Genomic DNA, 26,656 nt, shown 5'->3' on the forward strand with positions numbered 1-26,656 from the left:
ATTTTTTAACTAAAAATTCTATTTTTTTGAGCTTTTTACTAGTAATCAAACATTTGTTCTGGTATATTAAAAGCATATCACTATGGGATGAGGTGGATTTCGATGGTGCTAGCGATCAAAGAAGTGAACGGATTCGAAAAAGGTATGGAATACACGAGAGATCTTGAGTTTTTGTCATGCTTTACAAACGACGAACATCGGGTCGTCTCTTTAATAGATACAGAGGGCAATGTTTTTTACTGGACGACGACGGAAGATTCGCCTGAATATCGAAACTTCCGGTTAAAAGCGACTTATACATTTAAAGTGAGTTATATATCGACCATACTGGGCCCTTCCAGCCCGAAGGTCATTATTGCCGACTTGAAGGACGTATCAGCTAAGAAAAGTATGTATAACAAAGCAAAGCGCTTTAAATTAAATGCTTGATTCAAATAAATCGTCGCTCGGTGTCGAAATCGATTCAGGGTGTATATTGCAATTGCATATTAAATAAGCCGTATCCACTAACCACGGAGGTTTTTGGATACGGCTTTTTTGTGTATTTTCATAGTTGTCTCAAGCTCACTTCGCTCCAAACGCTTCGATCCCAAAAGACTCCAAATACATGTTCAGCACACGCAGCCATTGCCCATCAGTCGCAAGCGCCACGTGGCCATCCGGCCGAATCAGATACAGCGCATCTTGCTTGAATCCGGCGTCTTTCATGTTCGCTTCCCAAGGAAATTCGTGGAGTTCCATCGACTGTGAGCGGGCGAAGCCGATGAGTTCAGGAGTCGCTTTTCCGTAGACATGGATTTGCCAATCGATGGAACGCAGCGGCGCGAAATTATCGCTGTTTGCGGTTTCGATCCACGGCAAGCGCATGCCGGCGAAGATTTTGCCTGCTTTGCCTTTGCTCAGGAGACTGCTGCGATAATTGATGTGGATTTGAGATAAGATCCTAAATGCGTTTTTTGAGGCGAACGGAAATTTGAATACCGACGGCAAGACGTAAGGGACGGCATACTCCCGGAGTAAAGTCCCCGGCAGTTTCTGGTTGACGATTGTCTGGAATGCTTTGTCGGTCGTTGCGATCAAGCGGCGCGCAAAGGCGATGCGTTCTTGTTCGTAGGTGCTGAGTATTTTAGGGTCGGCTTTTTCTTGAACGACCGCTGCGAGTTTCCATCCGAGGTTAATGGCGTCCCCGATGCCGGTGTTCATGCCTTGTCCGCCGGTCGGGCTGTGCAAATGGCCGGCATCGCCCAGGATGAAGATACGCCCTTTCTGAAATCGCTCGCTGACGCGGTTATGGACGCGGTAAGTCGAGAACCAATTGACCTTGGCGGCGTTCACGCGGATTTTATTGACCACGTAATCGTTGATTTCCTCGTAAGTGACATCGCTGCGTTCGTAGAATTCTTCGGGCACGATGCCGAGGATCCGTTTCGTGTAGGCGTTGCGGACCGACATATACAGGATGAAGCCGTCCTCATCCATATACATGTCCATCTTTTCCATGTCATCTACCGGCTTCTCGGTTTCGACATCGGCGACAAAGAACAATTGCTTGTATGTGCCGCCGGGGAAGTCGAAGCCGAGCCCTTTCCGGATCATGCTGCCGGCGCCGTCGCATCCGCAAAGATAGGCGAATTCCGCTGTCTCTTCCGGCTGGCCTTGCTGCTGCAACACGGTCTTCACGCCATGTCCGGTATCTTCGAACGACAACAGGGACGTGTTCCATTCCACTTCGACGCCGATCTTATTCAATTCGTAAACGAGGATTTCTTCGTGTTCGTCTTGCGGCAAGCTCAGGATAAACGGGAATGGGCTTTGCCCTTTGCCGAGCTCGTGGAATTTGATGTGGGCCCGCACTTGTTTGCCATCGCTGACATCGAGCGACAAAACCGGGTGGCCGCGTTCGATATTGCGCTTGGCGAGACCGAGCTGGTCGTATTGTTCCAATATGCGCGCATGCACGGCGAGCGCACGCGAGGCGGTGCCGGGCCCTGCATTCCGGTCGATGATGCGGAACGGCACGCCTTGACGCGCCAAGCTATAGGCCAAAGCCAGGCCGGTGGGGCCCGCTCCGACGATTAAGATTTGTGGTTTCATCCTAGAGACCTCCTAATGGGTGTCACGTCTTCTGATGGAGCCTGGAATAAAGAATCGAGTAGAGGAAAAGTTCGAAGCGCGTGATCCCGGGCGAAATAATCTTGTACAGCTACTATATCCGTAATTGAGGGGTTTCAAGCATCAGCGTGGCCAATAAACTGAATACGTGAAAAGCGCATGCGATTTCCTCCGAAGGATTCCGCATACGCTTTATTCTGATATCTTGCCCATTTTTAGTTCGAAGTGGTTATTTATGGAAATCAAATGTAACGGCGGTCAGCTCTTCTGACACGTCCCACAGTTTCTCACGGGTGGCCGCGTCATTTACTGCCGGGTCCGGCTTCTCTAACGCCGGGTAGCCTCTCCGCTGGCCTTTGCCGTCCGGCCCGATGTATTCGCCGCCTGTGAGGCCTGGGTCCGTTGCGGCATAGACGGTGGGGAGTGCGCCCATCGCGGCAGGCTGCAAGTAGCGGTTCATGAGCCCTTTGAAAATGCGGGGCATTTCCCGGCCGCCGAGCTGGTGAGAAAATGTCCCTATGTACGGAACAATTCTAAACGATTCTGACAATACACGACAATTTATAGCGTATACACGGATGCAGCCGTTAGCGTTATAATCTACATATCAAATTTTCTTTTATGCAGCGTTATGAATTGTGTATAAATTGTGCGGTACACAGGGACAACCGCAAGAAAAAGAAAGGAGTTGGCGGAGTGAACAGAATGGTCGAACAGAAAATGAGCGAGATGACAGATGTCTTTAACAGGCTGCCGAATTGCCGGGTTGAAACGAGTGAGGACGGCAAAGTATGGATCGTCAGCGACAAGCCGGTTCCGTGGAGCGATGCGATGGATTCGAATGATGCGCTTTCTGCACACAAAATCGGTTCCATCACGCCCCATAAGTCGGCGCTCGGCTTGTATATCGACTTCCCGCATGGCCTTTTGGAGATTGACCAGCTGGACGACATCATCGACCCGGAGATGACCTTGACGTACTTTGAGCCGGGTGCCAAAACATCGACCGCGAAAAGCTGGTGGCGGTTCCGATCGGACGAGAAATTCGACAGCCTCCATATGGTTCTGAGAAAGACGGAACTGGAATTGTATGATTTCAAGCGGGATGAGTGGGTTCGGTTGATGGAAGAGATTACGGCGGTTCATAAGTGATTGCATTCGATGATGAAGAAGCGGGATCCGAAAAGGTGGAGCTTGGCGGGTGCCACTTTTAGCCGTTAGTCATCTGTACATATTCAGCAGGTGCAAACATGCCGCCCACGCCAGACGCTAGCAAGTTATCATCCACCTAGGGGGAATACTCATGAACTTAAGCAAGCTGGAAATGTACGTGCCGTCAAAGCTTTATAAACGCGGGCTTGATTATTTTGAGCGGGGTTTTGTAGAACAATTAACAGAAGATGCGCCGAACCGCTGGCATGCTTTGGTTTCGGGCACCCAGAATTACGAGGTGTCGATTAACCTGAAGAAAGGCGGGACGATTGTCGGTTCGTATTGTACCTGCCCGTTCGAATCGGATTCGCTGTGCAAGCATGAAGTGGCGGTGTGCCTGGCGATCGGTGAATATAAAGCGGTAAATGGCGCGGCTGCAGTGGATGTAGCGTCACAATTGAAGTCGCTGAAAAAAGCGCAGTTGCTGGAAATCCTGGAGGAGCTGGTGGAGCATCAGTCATCTGTCCATCATTATTTGACGGAGAAATTCTCGGAGACAGGTGACATGGATGAAGAAAAGGCGCGCCAGCTGATACGGATAGCTGCTTACCGTGCCGTCCGCAATGGCTTTATCGAATGGGACCGGACAGATCAAGCACTTGAAGGTGTTGAGGAAGTGCTCGAGTTTTTGGATGGTTTGGATCTACAGCAAGATGCCGAACAGATTATCCGACTCAGTTTGATCGTCATCAGAGAATGCACGGGCATGCTGCAAATTGCGGACGATTCATCCGGAGAGATCAGTTCAGCGATTTACGAAAGCTTGGAGAAGATCGACGAAGCTCTGAGAGATTGGCCGGGAGAAGTGGATGAAGCGGCCGTCGATAGGATGCTTGAACTGTTGTATCCGCATATCTTGTTTGGATTGGAGCAGGACATTACCGATACACCGAATGATTTGGTGGAATCTGTCTTGCGATGGAATGAAAAAGGAGAGTTCGGAGATAAGCTCTATAATTTCATTGAAAAACTGATTGCCAGTAAGGAAATGAAAAGCAAGACGTATCATTATTTAGAAGAGCGGTTCCGGGTGTACCAGCTATGGGTGCTGCAAAGAGACAGCGGGCAGCATGCTGTCGAAGCGTTTTATGCGAAGCATCATCGCTATCCGGCTATCCGTAAAGCCCAAGTTCTGCAGGCGCTGAGAGCCAGTGAATTCGAGAAGGCCCTTAAGCTATGCGAAGAGTCGGAAAAGTTAGATGAGGATTTTACTGGGCTTTTACATGAATGGGAAAAGCTGCGTTTTAAAGCTTACGAAGGGATGGGCAATACAGCGGAGATGATCGACCTTAGTGCCAAGTTTACACTGGATGGTGAGGAAGAGTATTACCATAAGCTGAAGAGTATGGTGGATGCCGAGCAATGGCCGAATAAGTTGGAGGCGCTTCTGGCCGAGATGAAAAACCATCCGCGGAGCCGGCCTTTGTATCTCGGGATTCTAATTGAAGAAAAGAGGATGGAAGACCTGCTGGAGTATTGCCGGAGGGATATCTCTGCAATCGAGCAGCTATATCCGCACCTGTTGGCGGATCATCCGCATGAAGTGAATGAAATCTATTCCGCCTATATTTACCGGCAAATCGATGGGGCTTCCAACCGTAAAGCCTATTGGACTGCTTGCCAAAAGATCAAGTCGTTCAAACACGCGCTCAGCACTCAAGCGGCGTCTCGGTTGGTCGAAGAAATCAAGTTCATGTATCCGAAACGGCCAGCGCTGTTGGATGAGGTGGGGAAGGTGAAGTTGGAATAACCATTTTGCTTCCTGATAAACGCAGTAAAAAAGCCGGATTCATTAATCTCACTTAAGGATTAATGGATCCGGCTTTAGTATGTTGAGTTAGAGTAAATGCTGTGCCAATAAATGATGGATTTTAAGCTTGCAACTCCGGCAAGGGTTTATCTTTTTTCATAATCGAAAACCCGCTCCAGGCGAATAGTGCAGAGGCGATATAGAAAATGCTTGATATTGTGAAGAAGTCCACTAAATAGCCGGTGGCAATGACCGCTGCCGCTGCAGCAATTGACGTCCAAATATGGTAATTGCCAATTTCCTTTCCGGCGCTTTCTTTTAAGACATGTCTGGCCAATACGGTTTTTTCAGAGTTTTTTTGGACTGCACCAAGCACTCCCATAAAGATTTGAAGAAGATAGACATGCCATATTTCGTTTGCCAGGGGGAAGACAAGCAATAGTAGCGCCATCCCCCAGGAATAGACGCTGAGCAGCACTTGGTCGCCCGCTTTGTCAGCGATTTTACCGATAAGCGGGTAGCAAATGGCAGCGGTCAACGCAAACAGCCCATAAGCCCAGCCAAATTGAGAGTAGGAATTTCCAACGTTTCTGAGCATCAAGATGTAAAACGGGAAGATTATGCTTGAGGCCATGACAATGGTTCCTTGATAGACGATGAATCTCTTATAGTTCATTCCTTGTACTCCTCATAGAAAATATTCACAAACCGCTCGCTTGGATCGTATTCTTTTTTCAAGTCGAAAAACTCGCTCGTCCGTGGGTAGGCTTCTGCCATTTGTTCTTTAGTGGGGTAGCCGAAATACGGCAAGTAATAGCTCCCGCCGTGGTCGAGCGTCACATCAATCATGTTGCGGACGACCCTTCCGGTATCTTCTATGCTCTGTGCATCGGTTCCTTGATTGATCAGGAGGACCAGCGAGAACATATCGTCTTTCGCATAAGACAGCACTGCTTTTTCATTTTCTTCAACATAGCGGATGGTGATATTCAATAAATTAAACTGGCCTTCATCGATTAAGGTTTCTCTTAAGTCGCCAATATACGCTTCAAAATTTTCCACAGGAACAAAATATTCCTGGAGGACTTCGGTGTTTTCAGGATGGCTGTATTCCATGAATTCGGAATCCGACCGCATGACGTTGTTTCGCGAAATCAATTTCCCATCAATCGAAGCGGAATAGGTTTTTTGGGTATTCCAGAACACTTTTTTCCCTTGCTCATTCAGCCGGGCAAGTCCAAGGAAAAATTTCGGAACAGCGATCAAGGTCTCCTGTTTTAATTTCTGGGGCTCCATGGGAAGGCTTTCCTGCTCGGTTTCCTGATAATTAATCACGTACATGTCTTCCAAAAACGAGTCAGGGGATAAGGAAATTCGCGCCAAATGCATTTTTGTCTTTTCATCTGCTCTGACGCTCTCGTTAAAATAATCACTGTATTCATCATACTGAAGCTGTTCAGAATGGATTTCGTACATTTCATCGTCTGTCAGCTTTAATGTCACGTCCAGAATGACACCGAATAAGCCGTAGCCTCCAACAACCGCTTGGAACAGCTCGGGGTTCTGCTCCGGACTGAGTGTTAGGATCTCGCCATTTTCATTTAGCAGGCGAAGTGATTCGACAGTGTCGATCAAGCTGCCTTGCCTGATATCAAGGCCGTGTGCATTGACGCTTAAAGAGCCGCCGACAGTAAAAATATTTTGGGACTGGCTGACTTTTAATGCCAGCCCGTATGGATTGATATAGTCCTGAATGTCACGCCAAGTCGCTCCGCTTTGGATCGTTATGGTTTTTTCGCGGGCATCGAACCTCAGAATTTTATTGTACGGTTTCATATCCAGCAAGATGCCGTCGGGATACACCGTATGTCCGCCTTGGCTATGCTGCATGCCGGCAATCGCGATGGAATCTCCTTGTGACTTGGCATCAAGAACCACTTGCCGGATTTCATCCGTGCTGTCGGTCGCTTTTATCGCTTTCATTTTTACTGGCAGCAAGCGGCTCTGGTCTTCTGCTATCGGTTCAGCGGATCGTTCAGTAACATAAAAAATCGATAGGAATAAGATAGTGATGTAAACAAAGAGCATCAAATAGCGATTCATAATAGGTTTTATGCACTTCCTTCTGGTCCGATATAACACTGCTTTTGATTTTACAATACCAAAGCTTTCTGGAAAATACTATGTTATTCAATATCTTATATGTTCGGTAAACAACGCCTAAGCGGCAGGTGAATAACTAATTGTTAAAATCGAGAAATGAAAGATGATTCATGAGTTTTTTTATCTTGTCGTAAATCATTAGCTTCCTCGCGCACAGGGGAGAGATTTAAAAGAGACTGAAAAGCTTCTTTTATCCTTTATGATCGGTTCTTTAGTAAAATATGAACTACCAAAGAAATGAGGCAGAGTTAATGGAATATATTTATTTCTTGATTGCGGCAATTTTAGTTATATTAGTTGGGGCCTTTATTTATTTCAGAAAGAATAAAGATGCATCTGTTCAAATAGAAGAAACGCCCAGTGAAGATGCGGCGGAGGGAATGGAAGCGGAGGAACCGGAGCCGGAAGACGACGATCGCCAGTGGAAACCGGTCGTGACGGAAGTGGAGGACGCGGAACTCGTCAAAAGCGGCTATAACCGCATTGAGATTCCGGCGAATTTGATTCCGGTCATCGCGGAGACCTTGAAAGACGGAGTGGTGATTTTCCAGCAAAGCCGGACCTTCCGCGTGGAGTTCAGCCCGGAAGTGGTCAAGGGCTTAAAGGATAAGAGCATGAGCTTGATCGAGCGGGTCAACGGCAAGGGCTATATGCCGGCGGTGAAAAAAGAGGGCGTGAAAGGGATATACGAGCAGGCGGTGTTGGTGAAGCGGGTGAATCCTGGGCTCGTGGCCCATGCGAGCATGAGCCTGTTGACGACGGTGGTCGGCCAGCAGCAACTCGTGGAAATCCAAAGCTCCTTGAAGAGCATGGAGAAAAAACTCGAGACGCTCATCCAACACCGCGAACACGATTTCGCCGGGAAGATCGACGCGCGCTTCGGCTATTTCAAGGAAGTCATCGAACGCTTCCGGAGAAACGGCATAACACTTGGCGGTGTGGAAGACGCGGAAATCGAAGGCTTCTACACGGCGACGCTGCAGGATTTGAAAGTGCTGACGAAAGACTTGAAAGCGATTGTCGCGGATGTTGAAAGTTTGAAAGAGCATGAAACGCTCAGGAAATGGGGGGAGGCCCCAGTGAAAAAAGAGTACGAGCAACTCATCGGGCGCTTCAACGCCAAACAGGAACTGGTGTTGTTGAATGTGCAGTTTATACAGGAATGCTACGAGCCATATCTCCGGACCATCCGGAATTACAAGGAAGCCGATGTGAAATCGCAGACTTTGGCAGAGATCGTGGCGGAAAATCATGCGTTGATCCAAAGCATTGAAGAGAAAGTGAAAAGCATTGAAGAAAACTATCAAGTGAAAATCAACTTCGGGATCAAGGCGCTGAAGTACCGCAATTTGGAGAGCTTGAAAGAATTGGCGCCTGTGAAGATTAACGAGCTAGAGGCTAAAGAGCAGGAGGTTCCGTCTGAAGTGTTGGTTGAAGTGACGGAAGATGAGAAGGCGTATGCGTATGTTCTGCGGAAAAAGTAAATGTCCCTGTGCTCCACACAATTCTTCGGATAAGAACCTTGATGTAGAAGGGAATGTCTAGCGTGGCGCCCCTGTGTAAGACACAATTTATTGCAAAAAATACCCTCCACCGGATCGCCCGGCATTTTTGCCAGCGTTTCAGTGGAGGGTGTTTTTTCGTGTCTAAAAAATTCAGTATGATTGCAGATCCGGTGCAACCCGCTTATGTGTCGCTTGTTCATAGGAATAAGCGAGCTCAATCAATCGGGCTTCGCTGAATGCCTGCGCACTGAACGTCACTCCGACCGGATGCCCGCTGCTCGTGTAGCCGGCTGGCACCGTGATCGATGGATAGCCTGCCCGTGCCGGTTTCGCTGCGCCGCGGTTGTTTTGGAATAATATTGCATCGAGCTCGTGTTCTTGCATGACGAGGTCGATGCCTTCTGTCGTGGAAGAGCGCCAATCGATTTCTCGGTGCTCGAGGTAAGTCGCGTCGTTCGAATCGTCACTTAAGCTTTGCGCTTTTTCGAGTTCCGCCTGGCCGAATTTCATGCGGCGCTCAGGGTCTTGCTGGTTGAAGGCGATGACGTCTGCGAGTGATTTGACCGGCACTTCGTCTGGTGTGGTGGCGAGGTAGTCGTTAACGCCGCGCTTGAACTCATACCATAAGACGTCCGATTCGAACTCCTGCTGTGGAATCGTCAATTCGACAACGGTCGCGCCAAGTGCCTTGATTTGCTCGATCGCCGCGTCCATGATGGCGCGTTCTTCCGGTGCTTCGTTGTTTAAGAACGACAAGTCGACGCCGATGCGCGCGCCTTTCAAGCCGTCCTTTTTCAGGTGCGGCGTGTAATCGGTGAGTGCCTGGCCTGCGCTTTTGAATGTCGCCAGGTCTTGTTCGTCGACGCCTGTCATGGCCCTAAGAGAATCGCCGCGTCTGTCACAGTGCGCGCCATCGGTCCTGCGGTGTCCTGGCTTTCAGCGATCGGGATGATGCGCGAGCGGCTGATGAGCCCGACAGTCGGTTTGATGCCGACGATGGAATTGGCGCTGGAGGGGCTAAGGATCGAACCGGATGTTTCCGTGCCGACCCCGACGACCGCGAAGTTCGACGCGATTGCAGCACCGGTCCCGGAACTCGAGCCGCCGACGTCTTCCGGTTCGAAGACATCGACGCCGTACGGATTTTTTACCTGTCCGGCGAGTGCGCTATAGCCGCTCGGGCCGTCTTTCGACATGAAATACGCCCATTCGCTCAAATTAACTTTGCCGAGGATGATGGCGCCTGCGTTACGCAGTTGCTTCGCAACGAACGCGTCGTCTTTCGCGAAATTGTGTTCGAGCGCGATGGCGCCGGCAGTCGTCGGCATAGGGTCTTTCGTTTCGATATTGTCTTTCAGCAACACGGGGATGCCGTAAAGCGGGCCTTGGCCATCCTGTCCGCGATTTGCGTCCAGCTCGGCTGCGATTTCGAGGGCATCCGGGTTGATGGCGCGCACAGCATTGATTTTCGGGCCGTTTTGGTCGAATGCTTCAATCCGGTCGAGATAGGCTTGCACCAATTCGACGGACGTCAGTTTTTGGTCACGGAACGCTTGCTGGATATCTTCGATCGTCGCTTCGATTAGTTGGAATGTGCTTGTCTCCATATGTAGGCTCCTCGCTAAAGTGATGTATTTTCTTTCATTGTACACGAATTGGGCATGCCCCTGTGTACGACACAATTCTGAAGGTGAAAACACTGTGGTAGCGGGGTTTGTGTGACGCGGTGTCCCTGTGCTCCGCACAATTTTTGATTCGCTGAAGAAAAATTTCAATAACTGGAATAAAGTCCTATTTTTAAGAATTAATCCTTTTGCCTACTTCGGATTACGAAATATTCTGTTATATTTAGAGCCAGCAATACAAATTTCAAGGTGAAGGGATGTTGAGTGGATGAAGAAAGTGTTTGCAGGATGGCTCTCGGCGGTGCTGGTAATTTCAGCATTTACGCCGACAATGGTCGCAAATGAAACGGGGGCTAGCGTGACTGAACAAGCGACTGCGCTTGAAGTGAGCCGTTCGGTCTTTTCGTTGACCGAAGCGCGCACCGTCGAAGTGTCGGCTGACCTGGGCGAAGGGGTCAATTTGGAAGATGTCGAATTCCGGTTTGGCGGAAAGCCGTTGTCTGAATGGCAGCAATGGACCCAAGGCCAAAGCTACAATGGCGATCCGTTCATCACCGTCGTGGAAGAGCCTTCTTTTGTGGAAGGCACGAACCAAATCACTGCAGTGCTGGAATTCGGTTTGCTGTACGGGACGGATGATTTGTCCAACCGGACGATCCGTACGCAATACCAGCAATTCATCGGCGATTATGAACTGGCGCTAGTGGATGCGGCAAGCGGCGAAAAAGCTGCAGCGACCGTCGAGTTGAATGTCTACGATGAGTTCAAGTTTTACGATGAATTAAAACCGGCGATCGATGAGATTTTTGAAGCCGCTGAACAAGATGAGGACAACGATCGCTACCTGGAGTACCAGACCGTCGGCAAAACGGTGGAAGGGCGGGATATTCATTTCGTCATTTTGGCTCGTGACGAAGAAGCGGTCGATCAATATTTGAATGAAACTTTGCCGACTGCACTCGAAGATCCGGAAAGTTTAATTGAAAAACTCGAGAACGACACGATGGGCGATTACCAAGTGCCGATCTGGTTCAATAATATCCACCCGGATGAAGTGGAAGGCGTGGATGTGCAAGTTGAGTTGTTGGAGAAATTCGCGTTGGAAGATGAAGTGAAATTCATGAATACAGACGGCGACACGGAATTCGAAGAGAACTTGAACGTGGACGAGGTGCTGGACGATGCGATTTTCCTCTATATGTTCACGAGCAACCCGGACGGCAGAGCAGCCAACACGCGCGCAAATGCCGAGGGCTTTGACTTGAACCGCGACAATGCGTACCAGACGCAAGTGGAAACGCAGCAAGTCAATGAAGTGCTGTCGAAATGGACGCCACTATCATTTGTGGATTTTCACGGCTATGTGGACGGGTTCTTGATCGAACCGGCAACACCGCCGCATAACCCGAACTTTGAATACGATTTGTTGATCGACAATATGATGGATCAAGCGAACGCGATGGGCCAGGCGGGCATCGCCAATTCCGAGCTGACGTCGTATTTCATTGCCAAAGACGGCTATGGTTCCGGTTGGGATGATATGACACCGGCATACACGGCGATTTATGCGATGCTCCACGGGGCGCTCGGCCATACGATCGAAGTGCCGACATTGAGCCAGGACGGCTATAACGCACTTGTCGGAAGTGGCCTTGGTGCGGCGAATTACGTGCACGACAATAAAGACCAATTGTACAAAGAGCAATTGGAGATTTTCAAACGCGGCGTGAACGGGGAAGATAACCGTGCCGTCGATGAATATTACGTCAATGCGGCAGGTGAAGTGATCGGCCGTGACCGCGGGGACAATGACAACTTCTTCCCGGATTATTACGTGATTCCGACAGATGACAAGAACCAGAAGAATGCGTTGGAAGCGTATGAGATGGCGGAGTATTTGATCCGCAACGGCGTGGAAGTCGAGAAGACCGTGAAACCTGTAAAAGCGGGTGGTGTGAACTACCCGAAAGGCACATTCATCGTCCCGATGGACCAGGCGAAACGCGGCTTGGCGAACGCCATGCTCTATGAAGGCGATAACGTCTCCGATTGGGATGCGATGTACGACCCGATCGTCGTCAACTTCTCCGATTTGAGAGGCTTTGATCTGGAAGAAGTGCGTGTTGAAAATGTGTTTGACGGAAAAACTCAGGAACTTGAAGAAGCGGTTGTTCCGGCAAGCACCGTAAAAGGAAATCCGCCGAAACAAATTCTCGAGAACTCGACGAACGATGCAATCCGCGTCGTCAATGCGCTACTTGCTGATGGCAAAACAGTGGAAGTGCTGACGGAAAGCAAAGGCAAAGCGGAAGCTGGCGATTTTGTCGTCGCGACGAACGACCTTCGCCCGTATGCCGATGATTATTATTTTGAAACGCAAGTGTTCGGCAACGGCAAAAACGCCGAAACCGAAGTGTTGGAGCAGCCGAGCGTTGCGGCAACCGGTTCTGCGCAATTGAACTTCTCGTTGCGCCAGCTTGGATTTGAACTGACGGACGCTGCAGATGCGGATGTCATCGTCAGCGATGGATCTTCATTTAATGCAGATCAAGTCACTGGCAAAACCTTTGTCGGAATCGGAGCACCTGCACTGAACGCAGTGAGCAAGAGCGGCTTGCTTCCAGGCTTTGCGTATACGAGCACCGGAAGCAGACACGAAGGGCTCGTGAAAGCGAATGTCGCGGAACATCCGCTGACAGCAGGGTACGAGCAAGAAGAGAATCTCTACGTCACGACCGGTTCGTGGATTTCTGGCGTCCCAGAAGGCGCAGACGTGCTCGCAAGTTTCCAGGACAGCGACGATTTCTACCTCGCCGGCTGGTGGCCTGGCTATGAACAGGCACAAGGCCAACCGATGGCCATCACGGCTGAAGCGGGTGAGACGACGTTCAATTTGTTCGCCAACTCTCTCGCGTTCCGTGCCCATACCGAACACAGCTACCGTTTCCTCGCAAACTCCATTTACGATGCGGTGAGCGTTGAAGCGGAAGTGGTGGAGAAGGGGAAAGGAAAAGGGAAGAAGAAACAGTAGTTGGTGTCCCTGTGCACCACACAATTCTCCGGGTAAGAAGCTTGATATAGCGGCGTTTGTGTGATGCGACGCCCCTGTGCACGACACAATTCGGGATCCGCTCCATTCGATAATGGAGCGGATCCCTTTTTGTTATCGGCTGAAATTTCGAGAGGCGAATTGTTTGAACTTGCGAAGATGCAAGAGTAATCTGAAAACAGACTCGAGAGGAGTGGAAGCAGATGGTAAAAGCAATTCCAGAAGTGACATTAAATGACGGCACGACTTTACCGGTGACAGGGCTCGGTACATACGGACTGTGGGGCAATGCCGGAGCGAACGCCGTCAGCAGCGGCATCAACGCGGGATACCGCTTGATCGACACGGCGTATAATTACGAAAACGAAGGCGCGGTCGGCGAAGGCATTCAGCGCAGCGGCATTCCCCGCGACGAGCTGTGGGTGACGTCCAAGCTGCCGGGGCGTTACCACACATACGACAAAGCCTTGGTGGCGATCCAGGAATCGCTGTACCGCGCCCAACTGGATTATTTCGACCTGTATTTGATTCACTGGCCGTTGCCGAATCAAGACACGTACGTGGAAGCGTGGCAAGCCTTGATCGATGCACAGAAATGGGGGCTCGTCCGCTCGATTGGCGTCAGCAATTTCCTGCCTGAGCATTTGGAGCGCATCATCAAAGAAACCGGCGTCACACCGAGCGTAAACCAAGTGGAATTGCATCCGTTTTTCAACCAGGCGCACCAGCGCAAAGTGCATACAGATCTCCATATCCAAACGCAGTCGTGGAGCCCAATCGCGAGGGCGAAGGACATCCTAACGAACGATACCATCCGCCAGATTGCCGAGGCCCATCACAAAACCATCGCGCAAGTCGTCTTGCGCTGGCAATACCAGATCGGTTCGGTGTCGATTCCGCGTTCCACCTCGCCAGAGCGCCAGCGCGAGAACTTGGCCATTTTCGATTTTGAATTGAGCGACAGCGAAATGACGGCGATTTCGGAGTTGTCCCGCCCGGATGGAAGATTGTTTGATATGGATCCGGCGACGCATGAGGAGTTTTAAGGGAAAGCTATTGGACAGTGATTTGTGCTGAAATTCATTCCAAAACTAGGTTCTGCAACTAACTAGAAGACCCGCCAATCCGTAAAGGGATGGGCGGGTCTTCTTTTTTAGAGAATTAATATTTCCCATACAACGCTGTCCACGTGCGGACCCCGACAATGCCATCAACTTTCAACCCTTTATCGGCCTGGTATTGCCGGACGTTCCGGTTGGTTTCGGGTCCGAAGATGCCATCCACCGAAGTTTTCAATCCGTAGTCGTTTAAGGTCCATTGCAGCAATTCGACTTCGATCCGTTTGCTTCCTTGGCGCAGCGTGAATTGATGCTCCGGTGCGATCGCCATTAAATTCTTCAGTCTTGTGGGAAGTTCGGTGCCGTCTGTGGGTTGTTGATGTTCGGCGTAAATGGCGACCCACGTATACATGCCGACGATGCCATCAACGACAAGGCCTTTCTCCTGCTGGTATTGCCGGACGTTCCGGTCGGTCTCCGCTTCGAAGATGCCATCGACTTCCGTTTTCAATCCGTAGTCGTTCAAGGTCCATTGCAGCAGTTCGACTTCGATTCGTTTGCTGCCTTGGCGCAGCGTGAATTGGTGCTCCGGGGCGATGACCATCAGGTTCTCGAGGTTTTCGGGCAGTTGGCCATCTGTTGCCGATCCATGGCTTGCGGCAGCGGCCGAATCAAAAGACAAGGGAAGTGCAGCGAACAAGCCGGATGCGAGAAGCAGTGGAAGCCAAACTTTCTTCATGGCGGATTCCTCCCGAATGATTAATTGCTTCATGTATACCCGCTTCATTGTCAAAAACAACGGAATATCAGCGAACTACTGATTCTCGAGCGGCTCCGCAAGGCCGATAAGAATCCCTTCCGGCCCGCGGATGTAACAGAGCCGGTACGCGTTTTCGTACTGCACCACTTCGCCGGCGAGTTTTGCGCCGTGCTTCATGAGACGGGCGACCATGCCGTCGATATCTTTGACGGCGAACATGACGCGCAAGTAACCGAGCGCATTGACAGGGGCCGTCCGGTGATCACTGGTAACAGCCGGTTTGAGAAAGCGCGATAGTTCGATCCGGCTGTGTCCGTCCGGCGTCGCCATCATGGCGATTTCGGCTTGCTGGTCGCCAAGCCCCGTGACGCGTCCTGCCCAATCGCCTTCGACCATGCCGCGGCCTTCGAGTTCCAAGCCGATTTCCTCGAAGAACGAAATGGTGTTATCGAGCGATTCGACGACGATGCCGACATTGTCCATTCGGAGCAGTTGATTATTTTGCATGGGAGTTCCTCCTTTTTATAAATGGTGGTTGCCCTAAAAGTTCTCGTTAAAGCGGTGGATTCCTTCCGAAAAAAAGGGAACGATGCTGGATCGGCATCGTTTCCGTTTTCATTTTCTATACAGATTTGCCCGGCTGCGCGGCATTTGATTGTGTAGCAACCGGCTGGGCATTCGTTTTAATGAAGACAAACAGCAGGCCAATCGCCGCGAAGGACAGGAATGCGATCGGGTAGGACAGGCCGTCGATCAAGACGCCCGCTGCGACCGACCCGATCGATTGCCCGATGCCGAGCGAGAAGAACGACAAGCTGACGCCGACAGAAGGGATGTCGGGGAAATGGCGCGTGCCCCAGACGATGAACAAGCCTGTCATGAAAATGAACGAGATGCCGAACAACACAGCTGACAAGTAGATGGCGGCAGGGTGCTGGATGGTCAAGGTGACGAGGGAGGCGGTCGCGACCAACACGCCCAGGCGATAAGACCAGCCGAGCCCGAGGCGTTGGATGATGGTCCCGGCGATGCGGCCAATAATGCCGGCGGCGCCCATGATGATCCAGAAGACCATGCTGCCGCCCGTCGAGAAATCCTGCGCTTCGGTCAGGTAGCTCCTTGAGAACGTCCAGTAGATGGAGGAGCTGAAGCCGATGCCGATCGCGGCAAGGATCATGAAGCGTACTTGTCCGAGCATGCCCAATTTAAACTGGGCTTCGCCGGCTTCTTTTGGCTTCTCTTTTGTGCGTTCGATCGCGCGCGCATTCCACCACAGCGTCAAGAATGCCAGGATCGCGAACAGCACATAGCCCCAGCGCCATTGTTCGGCAAATGCCAGTGCGACAGGGCCGCTCGCGACGACGCCGACGCTCGTGCCGGTATTGATCCACGTATTGCCCCTGTCACGCTCCTGGCTCTCGAGCGACTGTGCGACGACTTGGCTAAAGGCAGGCGAGATCCAGCCGCTGCCGAGCCCGGCGACAAACGCACTGATGGCGAGTGTGTAGAAACCTTGCGATGCCGCCATTCCGAGCATGCCGATAAAGGCGCTCGCCCCCAAATACAAGACGACGTGGCGGGCGCTCATCTTGTGAATGAAAATAGCGGCTGTCACCAAGGCGATTGTGTAGGCGGCATACGCCACCGAACCGATCAGCCCCGACTGGCTTTCAGAGAGGTTCAAGGCGCTGCTGATTTCCGGCAGGAACAAGCCGAAACTGTATCTGGCGAAGGCATAGGTGACGCCGATCATGGCGATGCCGGGTAACACGATTTTCCACATGCAAATCATCTCCTTTTATTAGATAGAACGGTCATTATATTTAATGGGTAAAAAAAGTAAGCGATCGCTTACTTATATTTTTTGGACCAATGCCATCAAAGCGTCTTCCACTTCATCCATCGGCGAGATTTCCGCAAGCGAGACAGCGCCTTCAAACAGCAGCGACAAGCGCGTCGCTTCAGCAGGCGTCAGCCCGTTCGACAAGAACAATCGCTTCGTGTCTTCTTTATGGGAGGTGACCAGCTGGACGATCGGATGATCCGGGACGCTCATGAATTCTTCTTTCGCGCGCAAGAACATGCAGCCATTGGAAGCGGTCTGCTTCAGCCAATTCAAATGGCCGGCCGCCAGCCGTTCCGCAACCGATCCCGTGCCTTGTTGTTTTCCTTGTTCGAGATAATCCATATAGACTTGCGATCGGCGGTTCAGGACCTCCAGGATTAGGTCGTCTTTGGAAGTGAAATGATTGTACAAGGTCATCAGCGCCACGCCCGCTTCCTGGACGATCGCCTTCAATCCGATGGCGTGGAAGCCGTGTTCGTAAAACAATTGTTCTGCAGCGGTAAGCAAATCTTCTTTTTTCGTGCTCATGGTCTCTATCCTCCATAGACTTAGATATAACGGTCACTCTAAAATTAACAGCTATGGGAGATGAGCGCAAGCGAAAGCCATTAACCCGAAAGCTCTTGCCGGTTTTGACGGTGAAGCGATAGGGAAAAGAATTGGATGAAGATGGAAGGGGTATGAAGCGAATGCATGGGCAGGGAAGAGAGCCACAATCGGATGATCGAGTGGCTGCGACTAACGAGGAGGGAACGTGATGAAACGGATCTTGGCCATCAGCGATATTCACGGGGAGCTGGAGCTGTTCAATAGATTGCTGGAGAAAGTGGGCTACGATGCTACAGAAGACCAACTGGTGCTGCTCGGGGATTATGTGGATCGGGGCCCCGATTCGAAAGGCGTGCTCGAGCGGGTCATCGAATTGAAAAAGCAAGGCGCAATCGTGCTGCGCGGCAATCACGACCAGATGATGCTGGACGCGGCGAAAGGCGAGACCGGCGCGGCAGGAAACTGGCTGCGCAACGGGGCGATTTCGACCTTGCAGAGCTATGACGCTTCCATCAAAGACATGAAGCTTCTAGCGGGCGAATTGTTTTGGGAACATGTGGAGTTTTTGAAAGGGACGGAGTTTTATTACGAAACGGATGGCTATATTTTCGTGCATGCAGGCGTACAGCCAGGAGTCCCGGTGCAAGAGACGGATCCTTATGTCTTGATGTGGATCCGCGATGAATTCCATGAAGGGTATATGGGAGACAAGAAAATCGTCTTCGGCCATACGCCGGCTTTCAAGCTGAGAGGGTCGAGAGATACGAGTATCTATTTCGGCGACAACCGGATCATCGGGATCGACGGTGGCGCGTTTTATGGTGGGCGTTTGAATTGCCTGGAGCTGCCGGGCGAGAAAATTCATTTTGTGGAGAAAGAATGAGCTCGTGTCCCTGTGCGAGACACAATTCGAGAGGCTTAATCCTTGCAGCTGCAGCATTTCAGGTGTGAAATGTCCCTGTGTTAGACACAATTTATTGGACAACACCCCATTTAGCCGCTGCGGGTGGCGCGGGCCTATTTCATTCATCCATAAACGCATGGGGCTCGTTCTCAAGAAATCAGCTGTTCGGTCTATCCGATGCCTGGGCTGCCGTTGCCAGGCCCCGGCTCAACCAGCCGATCACGAGCAGCAACAGCGCTGTGCTGATCATCAAGGCGAGGAGGTTCGGCGCGGCTTTCGTGTATAGCTCGCTGACACCGGTCACCGCCAGCCAGTCCATGAACGAAGCGCCGGCGAACGCCTGGTAAACGGCGAGCGCGTTGTTGGCGCTGTGCAATAAAATGGGCGCCAGCAAATTCCCGGTCTTTACATACAGCAAGGCCGCGATCAGCGCGAATACGAAAGCGCCGAGAAAATTGAGGTGGAAGATAGCGAAGATCAGGCTGGTGAAGCCGATGCCTTTCCACAGGCCGAACAGCTCGGCCATCTGATTGAGGATTACACCGCGGAAGACGAATTCTTCTGCAATCGGCGCGATGATGGCGATAATGAAACCGGTCGCGGCCAAATACCACCACACGTCGGGGAGCGGCTGTGGCGAGAGGAGCAAATCCACCAGAGCCGGAGCGGTCGCCATGAGCGCGCGCAGCAATAGCCAATAAATGCTGGTGGAAAACACCATCACGAGCATACTGATTCCGAGAATCGGCAGCAGCCAGCGGGCAATGCCGCGGAAGAACAAGACCTGGCGTATTTTCACGCCGCGCTTTCGGAAGTAATAGCTGCAAATCCAGCCAGGCAGGACAGTGTAGAACAGGAGCAACATGAAAATGCTATTGAGGAATGGGTTGCCGGCCGCCTGCAATATGAGGGAAACCGAGACGATGGCTGCGACTGTCATCAAACCGAGCACGAACCGTGGCTTCTTTTCCACGAACATCCTTATCGCCGCCTTTCGGTAAGGTGCAGAATGGATCGGATTTTGCTTTTATAGTAGCACGGATTTGTGTTGGGGATGGAAGAAATGAATGGATAAAAGCTTCGAAATATCAAGGCATGTCTGCCATGCGTTTACAAACCTTGCCCCCATTGATATATTGAGCGTGAATAGAGCATTTCATAAATAAAGATGGAAAAGGGGTTAAATAATGGATGTAAAATTTCCGATCGGGCAATTGCAAGTGCCGGAACAAGTGACAGCTGAAGATGTCGATAAGTGGCTCGGTGAAATCAATAGCTACACAACGCGACTTCGCGAAGTGGTGGATTCCTTGGACGATGAGGACTTGAACAAGACTTACCGGGAAGGCAGCTGGACGGTCCGCCAGCTCGTTCATCACATTGCGGACTCGCAAGTGGCGATGTATCAACGGCTGAAGTTGGCGCTGACGGAATACAACCCGGTTGTGAAGGGCTTTGATCAGGAAAAATGGGCCTATCTCCCGGACAACCGGCTGCCGGTGGAAAGTTCGATTCGCCTACTCGAAGGATTGAACGAACGCATCGTCGCACTCGGCAATTATGTGACGGGCACGCAATTGGAGCGCGTCTTCACCCATGAAACCGATGGCGAGATCCGCGTGGCGGAAAACCTGGCGAAACTGTCGTGGCACGAGGAGCATCATCTAGCGCATATCCGGATTGCTTTGGGGTTGGAGCTGTAGGTGTCTCTGTGTTTGTAGGCGTCCCTGTGTTAGACACAATTTTAGTGGCGAGAATGTTGGCGTGACGGGATTTTGGTTGCATGATGTCCCTATGCGCCACACAATTCAAATATGAAAAGGCCGTACTGGAGACTGATGAGTTTCCGGTGCGGTTTTTTAGCATGAATGAGAACTCAAATGAATTGCAAGACTACTCGACATAATCTGACAATAATAGGATACTGGAAGATGAAGGTTTCAATTTAAATACAGCTTGCAGACACACAACGTGTAGCGAGCGAAGGGAGAATACATATGGAAAATTCATTGATCCAGGCAGACGATCTGCTGACGCTTTGGGGCATTATCGTGATCGTCGCGGCGATGAGCATTGTGCTCGAGCAGAAATACAGCTGGGCCGGGAAGATTTCCGGCGCTGTCATTGCGCTCGTTTCTGCCATCATCTTATCGAATACCGGGATTATCCCAACGGCGTCGCCTGCGTATGACGCGGTGTGGGCATTTATCGTGCCGCTCGCAATTCCGCTGTTGTTGTTCCACGTGAACTTCAAGAAAATCTGGAAAGAAAGCGGGCGCATGCTGCTTATTTTCCTGATCAGTTCGATCGGGACCGTCGCCGGGACGATTCTCAGTTTCTTCTTATTAAAGGATACGATTCCGTTTCTTGACCGCATCGGCGGCATGATGGGCGCATCTTATGTCGGGGGCGGCGTCAATTTTGCCGCGATGACGGCGAAGTTCGATGCCCCGGAAGATTTGGTGTCTGCAACAGTCGTGGCGGACAATTTGATGATGGCGCTCGTGTTCATTACTTTGATGGCGATTCCGACATTCGGTTTCTTCCGGAAATTGTACCCGCATCCGCACGTTTTGCAAGTGGAGCGGGAAGCGGAGTCGAACGGCGGCAAGACCAACGCCGAAAACTTCTGGAAGCGCCAGGATATTTCATTGAAAGATATGGCGATGTCACTCGGGACAGCGTTTTTCCTTGTGGTGGTGGCGACGAAAATCGCTGAGTTTTTCGCGGGTATCATTCCATCAGGTGAAGAAGTCGCATTCGGCTGGAACTTGCTCAGCGGCTTGATCGGCGACCAGTATTTGGTGCTGACGACTTTGACCTTCCTTGCGCTCGCCTTGTTCCCACGTTATTTTGACGGCATCAACGGCAGCCAGGAAATCGGGACGTTCTTGATCTATCTATTCTTCGTGGTCATCGGCATTCCGGCATCAATTCCATTGATTGTACAAAACGCGCCGCTATTGCTGGTCTTTGTCGCGGTTATTGTCATCGTCAATTTGACGGTTTCACTGACAGCTGGGAAGTTATTGAAATACGATCTGGAAGAGATTTTATTGGTCGTTAACGCCAATGTCGGCGGCCCGACAACGGCTGCTGCAATGGCGATTGCAAAAGGCTGGCGCGAACTGATCGGTCCGATTTTGGTGGTCGGAACGATTGGCTACGTGATCGGCAATTACATCGGCACGACGCTTGGATTGTGGTTTGCGACGATGATGTAGGAGGCGGGGGGTGTCCCTGTGTTAGACACAATTCCAGTGGCGAGAATGTTGGCGTGACCGGATTTTGGTTGTATGATGTCCCTGTGTGCCACACAATTTGACTCAAAAAGGCCGTGCCGGAAACAGTTCAGTTTCCGGCACGGCCTTTTTCATTTTTATGATTTTATCGCTTCCTGCACGGCTTTTACGCTATTCGGGTCGAAAAACTTGTCGACCAAATCGTAGATGGTGATGAGTTCGTAGAGAATGGCGAATTCCGGCGGGAACAGGGAAGTGTTCGGTGCGTCGTTTGCCGGCACGCGCTTGCTGTTTTCCCAGAACAGGTCTGTGATGCTTTTGAGTTGGTCCTGGTGCTTTTTGTGGTCGAAATTGATGGAATGGCGAAGGTCGTCTGCCAGGGCGGTGACCGCTTGCATGATAAGGTCCCGCTCTTCTTTTGTCCATTTGATTTCTTCGAAAGAGACGCGAAGCAGGGCATTCAAATGGTATTCGAAATTGTCGAGGAACAGCAATTGCCGCTCCGCCATCTGCAGCTCGGCTTCCCGGTTGCGCACCCATGGGTACAGGCTCGCTTCGTCGCGCTGGTAATGGACCAATTTTTCGGTCTTGCGGATTTCGGTCGTCAACTGCTTCACGACTTTTTTATCTTCCTGGAGGTTGTCGTCCCCTTCATACAAAATGGTGCGGAACGTGTGCTCGAGCATGCTGCCGGCCCGCCCGCTGATGCTGTGGATGCTCTTCAATATATCGGTGCTGTAGTTCGGCGGAAAGACGAGCATGTTGACGGCGGTCGAGACGACAAGCCCGATCGTGGTCGTCCCGAGGCGAATGAAGAACGAAAACAGGAAATGGTCGTGGATGACTTCCACCATCGCGACGGAAGTCAAGGTCGCGACCAGCAAGCCCGCGTGAAGCTTGAGCCGGTAACAGACTAGAATCGTGGCGACCGCAGCGAGTGTATAAGTGATCGGGGAGTTCCCGAATAAGGTGATAAAGAGAACGGCGAAAGCCGACCCGATCGCCGATGCCGGAAAACGGACCAGCCCTTTTTTGATCGAGTCGCTGACTGTCGGCTCGACCGTCACGATGGCCGTGATGACCGCGAAGACCGGCGGCCAGTTGAACCAGACGCAGATCGTCGCGGTCAGGAAAATCGCGAGACCGGTTTTCACTATTCGGCTGCCGTTGAAACGTAGGGATCGCATCATAGAATAAGTACTGGCTCCTTTATGTAGAAAGTCTGTATTTTCAGTATATCATCCGTGTCGAGTGGTGGGCGGTGTATCCCTGTGTCAGACACAATTCGGAAGGCAGAAGCCTTGATAGAGCGGCATTTCAGTGCGCGAACGTCCCTGTGCACCACACAATTTGACGCATCCGCCAGCGCGGATGCGTCTTTTTTCTGCTTGTTGCAACGAATTGTGCGGGAATTGTGTGGAACACAGGGACAAACTGGTTGTGTGAACCAGCCTAAAACAGGGAACGCTTCTATATAGTAGCGTAATCCCTTGAACGGATTGGAAAAGGAGAATGTTAACATGCCAGAAAAACGAGATGAAATCATATTGCGAGGGCTTCGCGAAAATAATTTGAAGAATATCGATTTGAATATCCCGAAGGAGAAAATCAACGTGTTCACCGGCTTGTCGGGTTCCGGGAAAAGTTCGGTCGTGTTCGATACCTTGGCGACGGAAAGCAGACGGCAGATGACTTTGAACTATCCGTTATACATTCGCCACCAGATGCCGAGGTACGAGCGGCCGCATGCGGATTTGATGCAGCATTTGAGCCCGGTGGTGGTCGTGGAACAAAAGCCGGTCAGGGGCAATTCCCGTTCGACGGTCGGCACGTATATGGATATCGACCCGCTGATTCGGCTGTTGTTCTCGAGAATCGGCAGCCCGCCGATTGGCTCGGCGACGGAGTTTTCGAGTGAAAGTTCGTTCGGCAACTGCCCGGAATGCAATGGCTTCGGGGAAGTCGTGACGCCGGATATCCATAAATTGATCGACCATACGAAATCAATCCGGGAATCCGCAGTGCGCTTCAAGCCGCTTGCGCCTCCTGGCTGGCAGGGCAGGTGGATAAGGGACGGCGGATTATTCGACCCGGATCTCCCCATCAAAGATTACCCGGAAGAAAAATACAATCTGCTCGTGTACGGGCCGCCGGAAGGAGAACGGGCATTTAGCACTTATTATTACAAAGAAGGCAATCGCGACATCGAATGGGACGGCCTGCTCCCGAGGTTTATTCGCCTCTACATCAACCGAGACTTGACGAAACTGAAAGTCGTGTCCCAGGAAGACGTCTTGGCGCTGACGACGCGTACCCCGTGCCCGGTTTGTGAAGGTTCGGGGCTCAACCCGAGGGTGCTGGAGTGCAAAATCAACGGTTTGAACATTGCCCATTACGCCCGCTTGGAATTGACGGAACTGCTCGGTGAACTGGACAAAATCGACGATCCGATCGGCAAGTCGATTGCCCAGCAGGCGCATCCGAGCGTGAAGCAATTGGTCGGTTTGGGGCTCGGCTATTTGAGTTTGTCGCGCAAAATGGGCACTTTGTCCGGCGGCGAAGCGCAGCGCGTGAAGATCGCGCGCCACCTTGGCAGCAGCCTCAACAACATCACCTATATTTTCGATGAACCGAGTGCCGGGCTGCATCCCGAAGAAATCAATATGTTGACGCATATGCTGGCAAGTTTGCGGGATAACTACAATACCGTCGTCGTCATCGAACACAATCTGGCGGTCATCAAGACAGCGGATGAAATCATCGAAATGGGGCCGGGCGCAGGCAGAAGCGGCGGTGAAGTGGTCTATCAAGGCGGGCAGGAAGGCTTGAAGAAAGCTTCCGCCATCACGGATTTGGACCACACCGTAACGGTAAATGAACAGCCGAGAACAGCTGAAAACACGTTTTCGATCAAAAATGCATCGGATAATAATTTGAAAAATATCAGCGTGGAAATTCCACAGAATGCCCTCGTCTCGGTATGCGGCGTTTCCGGTTCCGGGAAAAGTTCATTGATGTTCGGTGCCTTTACCGGCAACTACCCCGAAACGATTGCGGTCGGCCAAAGCAGCATCGGCACATCCAGCCGTTCGACGCTCGCGACGTATATGGGCATCATGAGCGACATCCGGTCGATTCTCGCCAAACAAACCGGACAGCCGGCGGGCTTGTTCAGTTTTAATTCACTCGGGGCCTGCCCGGTCTGTGAAGGCAAAGGGATCACCACGCCGAACGTCGCGTTTGCGGATCCCGTGACGGTAACTTGTGAAGCGTGCAAGGGGACGCGGTATTCAGACGAGGCCTTGTCGTACCGCTACAAAGGAAAAAACATTGTAGAGATTTTGGAGCTGACGATCGACGAAACGAACGAGTATTTGGAAATGCCGAAAATCGTCAAGAAAGTGGATACGTTGAAAGATGTCGGACTCGGCTACCTGACACTCGGGCAGACGACCGGTTCACTGAGCGGCGGCGAAGTGCAGCGTTTGAAGCTCGCGAGCCATTTGAAAAAAGAAGGGCAGATCTATTTATTGGACGAACCGTCACTCGGTTTGCATACGCAGGACACTTCCCATCTCTTGGACGTCTTCCAACGGCTCGTCGATAAAGGCAATTCGGTCATCGTCATCGAGCACAACCTGGACTTGATCGCGGCGAGCGACTGGGTCATCGAAATGGGCCCGGAAGGCGGCAAAAAAGGCGGCGAAGTGCTGTTTGAAGGCACGCCGCAAGAGATGCTCGAAGCGGATACGCTGACTGCGAAATGGCTGAGAAAAGGGGTCGAGGGGTAGAGCGGGAGTGAGTTGTCCCTGTGTCAGACACAATTCGGAAGGCAGAAACCTTGATGCAGCGATGTTCTCTTGCTGGAATGTCCCTGTGTCAGACACAATTCCATGCGATTCATTGCGGAAAATCGTTTCACCGGTTGGCAAAATCGGGAAGATAGAAAGAAAGAGTCACATTTTGCCAGTGATTAATCTTTCGAAAGGATGAAGCCATCATGGATGAAGGCACAGTGAAAAAGACACAATTGTTGACGATCCTGAACCTGGTTGCTTATTTCGCGACGCTGGGCGTCAATTACCTCGGCTCATCGGGGTTCTTTAACGGCAACACGCAAAAGGACATTTCGGACAAATACATGACGCTCATTTCGCCGGCGCCGTTCACGTTTTCGATTTGGGGCGTCATTTACACGCTTGTCTTGGTGACGCTCGTTTATTTATTCATCAAGCGGAAAGACGAAAAGGCCAGCCGGCTGGTGCTGTTGATTTCGCCGCTGTTCCTCGCGAGTTCGCTGTTCAATATGGGCTGGATCGTCGCGTTTTCGTATGAAGCGCTTGGCATCTCGACCTTGTTGATCTTGGGGCTGCTGTTCTCCTTGCTTTTCATTGTCGAACGGATCTACAAGCATCGCTCTGAGTTGCCGTCGACGCTGGCGGGGCTTGCGTTCACCTTGTACGGAGCGTGGGTGTTCATCGCGACGATCGTCAATATTTCGCTGTGGTTGGTGCAGTTGGAATGGGACGGCTTCGGCATTTCGGATTCGGTGTGGACGCTGATTGTCCTCGGGCTTGCCATCGCGTTTGTGTTGTCCTACCTGTCGCGCTTCAAGAACGCCGCGTTTCCGATTCCGCTCGCCTGGGCGTTTTTCGGCATCTACAGCTCGTACGCGAACGGCCGGCTCGACCCGGAGATGGCGTCGGTCATCCAGGGTGTGCTGATTGCGGGCATCGCCCTATTCCTTTCGGCGGCCATCTGGCGGTTCATTAAAAACGGCAATGCGCTGTTCTTGAAACAAACTGCCCAGGAATGAAGGAAGCGTGGATTTGCGGGAATTGTCAATTTGTTTAAACGGGAAAACATTCGGGAACAACTAGT

At 51.3% G+C, this 26,656-nt stretch carries 21 protein-coding genes and 1 pseudogene; 11 read left to right on the forward strand and 11 right to left on the reverse strand.

What is annotated here, in order from left to right:
- Nucleotides 1-102: 102 nt before the first annotated feature.
- Nucleotides 103-429, forward strand: coding sequence for a hypothetical protein (locus BBI15_RS03565; RefSeq protein WP_068872270.1), 327 nt, complete (start codon nt 103-105; stop codon nt 427-429).
- Nucleotides 430-564: 135 nt separating this feature from the next.
- On the opposite strand, the gene BBI15_RS03570 is transcribed toward BBI15_RS03565, so the two are convergent.
- Complete coding sequence (locus tag BBI15_RS03570; RefSeq protein WP_068872272.1) at nt 565-2,094, reverse strand: FAD-dependent monooxygenase; 1,530 nt, start codon at nt 2,092-2,094, stop codon at nt 565-567.
- Nucleotides 2,095-2,341: 247 nt separating this feature from the next.
- Complete coding sequence (locus tag BBI15_RS03575; protein WP_068872273.1) at nt 2,342-2,596, reverse strand: SDR family NAD(P)-dependent oxidoreductase; 255 nt, start codon at nt 2,594-2,596, stop codon at nt 2,342-2,344.
- A gap of 221 nt (nt 2,597-2,817) precedes the next feature.
- Between BBI15_RS03575 and BBI15_RS03580 the strand changes: the two genes are divergently transcribed.
- Both BBI15_RS03580 and BBI15_RS03585 read left to right on the forward strand, forming a co-directional pair.
- Nucleotides 2,818-3,264 (forward strand): hypothetical protein, encoded by a 447-nt coding sequence (locus BBI15_RS03580; RefSeq protein WP_237150931.1) that lies wholly within the window; start codon nt 2,818-2,820, stop codon nt 3,262-3,264.
- A 151-nt stretch (nt 3,265-3,415) separates the two neighbouring features.
- Nucleotides 3,416-5,074 (forward strand): SWIM zinc finger family protein, encoded by a 1,659-nt coding sequence (locus BBI15_RS03585; RefSeq protein ID WP_068872276.1) that lies wholly within the window; start codon nt 3,416-3,418, stop codon nt 5,072-5,074.
- A gap of 121 nt (nt 5,075-5,195) precedes the next feature.
- Here BBI15_RS03585 and BBI15_RS03590 read toward each other — a convergent pair whose 3' ends face one another.
- Both BBI15_RS03590 and BBI15_RS03595 read right to left on the reverse strand, forming a co-directional pair.
- A complete protein-coding gene (locus tag BBI15_RS03590) occupies nt 5,196-5,750 on the reverse strand; it encodes an MFS transporter (RefSeq protein ID WP_068872277.1) in 555 nt (184 codons plus the stop codon).
- Nucleotides 5,747-7,177 carry an FAD-binding protein gene (locus tag BBI15_RS03595; RefSeq protein ID WP_068872278.1) on the reverse strand — a complete coding sequence of 477 codons (1,431 nt, stop codon included), beginning with the start codon at nt 7,175-7,177 and terminating at the stop codon, nt 5,747-5,749. The genes BBI15_RS03590 and BBI15_RS03595 overlap by 4 nt, the downstream gene beginning before the upstream one ends.
- A 311-nt stretch (nt 7,178-7,488) precedes the next feature.
- Here BBI15_RS03595 and BBI15_RS03600 point away from each other — a divergent pair, with 311 nt between their 5' ends.
- Entirely contained in the window at nt 7,489-8,721 is a 1,233-nt protein-coding gene (locus BBI15_RS03600; RefSeq protein ID WP_068872280.1) for a DUF1572 domain-containing protein, read from the forward strand.
- 171 nt (nt 8,722-8,892) lie between these two features.
- Here BBI15_RS03600 and BBI15_RS16795 read toward each other — a convergent pair.
- Nucleotides 8,893-10,349 (reverse strand): annotated as a pseudogene (locus tag BBI15_RS16795) (amidase family protein).
- A gap of 286 nt (nt 10,350-10,635) precedes the next feature.
- On the opposite strand from BBI15_RS16795, the gene BBI15_RS03610 reads away from it, so the two are divergent.
- Nucleotides 10,636-13,398, forward strand: a complete 2,763-nt coding sequence (locus BBI15_RS03610) for a M14 family metallopeptidase (protein WP_068872282.1) — start codon at nt 10,636-10,638, stop codon at nt 13,396-13,398.
- A 221-nt stretch (nt 13,399-13,619) separates the two neighbouring features.
- Nucleotides 13,620-14,462: an aldo/keto reductase gene (locus tag BBI15_RS03615; RefSeq protein WP_068872283.1), complete on the forward strand. Its 843-nt coding sequence runs from the start codon at nt 13,620-13,622 to the stop codon at nt 14,460-14,462.
- Between the two features lie 115 nt (nt 14,463-14,577).
- Here the strand turns inward: BBI15_RS03615 and BBI15_RS03620 are convergent, their stop codons facing one another.
- The 4 genes from BBI15_RS03620 to BBI15_RS03635 form a co-directional block, all read right to left on the reverse strand.
- Nucleotides 14,578-15,213, reverse strand: a complete 636-nt coding sequence (locus BBI15_RS03620; protein ID WP_068872285.1) for a peptidoglycan-binding domain-containing protein — start codon at nt 15,211-15,213, stop codon at nt 14,578-14,580.
- A gap of 75 nt (nt 15,214-15,288) precedes the next feature.
- Nucleotides 15,289-15,741 carry a VOC family protein gene (locus tag BBI15_RS03625; RefSeq protein ID WP_068872287.1) on the reverse strand — a complete coding sequence of 151 codons (453 nt, stop codon included), beginning with the start codon at nt 15,739-15,741 and terminating at the stop codon, nt 15,289-15,291.
- Between the two features lie 115 nt (nt 15,742-15,856).
- A complete protein-coding gene (locus tag BBI15_RS03630) occupies nt 15,857-17,017 on the reverse strand; it encodes an MFS transporter (RefSeq protein WP_068872289.1) in 1,161 nt (386 codons plus the stop codon).
- 72 nt (nt 17,018-17,089) lie between these two features.
- Complete coding sequence (locus BBI15_RS03635; RefSeq protein WP_068872290.1) at nt 17,090-17,608, reverse strand: TetR/AcrR family transcriptional regulator; 519 nt, start codon at nt 17,606-17,608, stop codon at nt 17,090-17,092.
- A 229-nt stretch (nt 17,609-17,837) separates the two neighbouring features.
- Between BBI15_RS03635 and BBI15_RS03640 the strand changes: the two genes are divergently transcribed.
- The gene (locus tag BBI15_RS03640) at nt 17,838-18,512 is read left to right on the forward strand and encodes a metallophosphoesterase family protein (protein WP_068872292.1); all 675 of its coding nucleotides are present in this window, start codon (nt 17,838-17,840) and stop codon (nt 18,510-18,512) included.
- Nucleotides 18,513-18,690: 178 nt separating this feature from the next.
- Here the strand turns inward: BBI15_RS03640 and BBI15_RS03645 are convergent, their stop codons facing one another.
- The gene (locus BBI15_RS03645; RefSeq protein ID WP_068872294.1) at nt 18,691-19,512 is read right to left on the reverse strand and encodes a CPBP family intramembrane glutamic endopeptidase; all 822 of its coding nucleotides are present in this window, start codon (nt 19,510-19,512) and stop codon (nt 18,691-18,693) included.
- 208 nt (nt 19,513-19,720) lie between these two features.
- Here BBI15_RS03645 and BBI15_RS03650 point away from each other — a divergent pair, with 208 nt between their 5' ends.
- On the forward strand, nt 19,721-20,236 hold the full coding sequence (locus BBI15_RS03650; RefSeq protein ID WP_068872296.1) for a YfiT family bacillithiol transferase: 516 nt from the start codon (nt 19,721-19,723) through the stop codon (nt 20,234-20,236).
- A gap of 294 nt (nt 20,237-20,530) precedes the next feature.
- Entirely contained in the window at nt 20,531-21,757 is a 1,227-nt protein-coding gene (locus BBI15_RS03655; protein ID WP_068872298.1) for a DUF819 family protein, read from the forward strand.
- Between the two features lie 155 nt (nt 21,758-21,912).
- Here the strand turns inward: BBI15_RS03655 and BBI15_RS03660 are convergent, their stop codons facing one another.
- A complete protein-coding gene (locus tag BBI15_RS03660; protein ID WP_068872688.1) occupies nt 21,913-22,962 on the reverse strand; it encodes an aromatic acid exporter family protein in 1,050 nt (349 codons plus the stop codon).
- Between the two features lie 333 nt (nt 22,963-23,295).
- Here BBI15_RS03660 and BBI15_RS03665 point away from each other — a divergent pair, with 333 nt between their 5' ends.
- Nucleotides 23,296-25,566, forward strand: coding sequence for an ATP-binding cassette domain-containing protein (locus BBI15_RS03665; RefSeq protein ID WP_068872300.1), 2,271 nt, complete (start codon nt 23,296-23,298; stop codon nt 25,564-25,566).
- Nucleotides 25,567-25,775: 209 nt separating this feature from the next.
- Entirely contained in the window at nt 25,776-26,591 is an 816-nt protein-coding gene (locus tag BBI15_RS03670; RefSeq protein ID WP_068872302.1) for a tryptophan-rich sensory protein, read from the forward strand.
- The last annotated feature ends 65 nt before the right edge of the window (nt 26,592-26,656 follow it).

Source organism: Planococcus plakortidis (assembly GCF_001687605.2).
Taxonomy (GTDB): Bacteria; Bacillota; Bacilli; order Bacillales_A; family Planococcaceae; genus Planococcus; species Planococcus plakortidis.

What these genes read in the sequence shown, in the direction of transcription:
- BBI15_RS03565 (WP_068872270.1), top strand. Translation starts at nt 103, where the DNA reads ATGGTGCTAGCGATCAAAGAAGTGAACGGATTCGAAAAAGGTATGGAA.
- BBI15_RS03590 (WP_068872277.1), bottom strand. Translation starts at nt 5,750, where the DNA reads ATGAACTATAAGAGATTCATCGTCTATCAAGGAACCATTGTCATGGCC.
- BBI15_RS03660 (WP_068872688.1), bottom strand. Translation starts at nt 22,962, where the DNA reads ATGCGATCCCTACGTTTCAACGGCAGCCGAATAGTGAAAACCGGTCTC.
- BBI15_RS03600 (WP_068872280.1), top strand. Translation starts at nt 7,489, where the DNA reads ATGGAATATATTTATTTCTTGATTGCGGCAATTTTAGTTATATTAGTT.
- BBI15_RS03595 (WP_068872278.1), bottom strand. Translation starts at nt 7,177, where the DNA reads ATGAATCGCTATTTGATGCTCTTTGTTTACATCACTATCTTATTCCTA.
- BBI15_RS03585 (WP_068872276.1), top strand. Translation starts at nt 3,416, where the DNA reads ATGAACTTAAGCAAGCTGGAAATGTACGTGCCGTCAAAGCTTTATAAA.
- BBI15_RS03635 (WP_068872290.1), bottom strand. Translation starts at nt 17,608, where the DNA reads ATGAGCACGAAAAAAGAAGATTTGCTTACCGCTGCAGAACAATTGTTT.
- BBI15_RS03610 (WP_068872282.1), top strand. Translation starts at nt 10,636, where the DNA reads ATGAAGAAAGTGTTTGCAGGATGGCTCTCGGCGGTGCTGGTAATTTCA.
- BBI15_RS03575 (WP_068872273.1), bottom strand. Translation starts at nt 2,596, where the DNA reads ATGCCCCGCATTTTCAAAGGGCTCATGAACCGCTACTTGCAGCCTGCC.
- BBI15_RS03570 (WP_068872272.1), bottom strand. Translation starts at nt 2,094, where the DNA reads ATGAAACCACAAATCTTAATCGTCGGAGCGGGCCCCACCGGCCTGGCT.
- BBI15_RS03640 (WP_068872292.1), top strand. Translation starts at nt 17,838, where the DNA reads ATGAAACGGATCTTGGCCATCAGCGATATTCACGGGGAGCTGGAGCTG.
- BBI15_RS03670 (WP_068872302.1), top strand. Translation starts at nt 25,776, where the DNA reads ATGGATGAAGGCACAGTGAAAAAGACACAATTGTTGACGATCCTGAAC.
- BBI15_RS03620 (WP_068872285.1), bottom strand. Translation starts at nt 15,213, where the DNA reads ATGAAGAAAGTTTGGCTTCCACTGCTTCTCGCATCCGGCTTGTTCGCT.
- BBI15_RS03645 (WP_068872294.1), bottom strand. Translation starts at nt 19,512, where the DNA reads ATGTTCGTGGAAAAGAAGCCACGGTTCGTGCTCGGTTTGATGACAGTC.
- BBI15_RS03665 (WP_068872300.1), top strand. Translation starts at nt 23,296, where the DNA reads ATGCCAGAAAAACGAGATGAAATCATATTGCGAGGGCTTCGCGAAAAT.
- BBI15_RS03615 (WP_068872283.1), top strand. Translation starts at nt 13,620, where the DNA reads ATGGTAAAAGCAATTCCAGAAGTGACATTAAATGACGGCACGACTTTA.
- BBI15_RS03625 (WP_068872287.1), bottom strand. Translation starts at nt 15,741, where the DNA reads ATGCAAAATAATCAACTGCTCCGAATGGACAATGTCGGCATCGTCGTC.
- BBI15_RS03650 (WP_068872296.1), top strand. Translation starts at nt 19,721, where the DNA reads ATGGATGTAAAATTTCCGATCGGGCAATTGCAAGTGCCGGAACAAGTG.
- BBI15_RS03630 (WP_068872289.1), bottom strand. Translation starts at nt 17,017, where the DNA reads ATGTGGAAAATCGTGTTACCCGGCATCGCCATGATCGGCGTCACCTAT.
- BBI15_RS03580 (WP_237150931.1), top strand. Translation starts at nt 2,818, where the DNA reads ATGGTCGAACAGAAAATGAGCGAGATGACAGATGTCTTTAACAGGCTG.
- BBI15_RS03655 (WP_068872298.1), top strand. Translation starts at nt 20,531, where the DNA reads ATGGAAAATTCATTGATCCAGGCAGACGATCTGCTGACGCTTTGGGGC.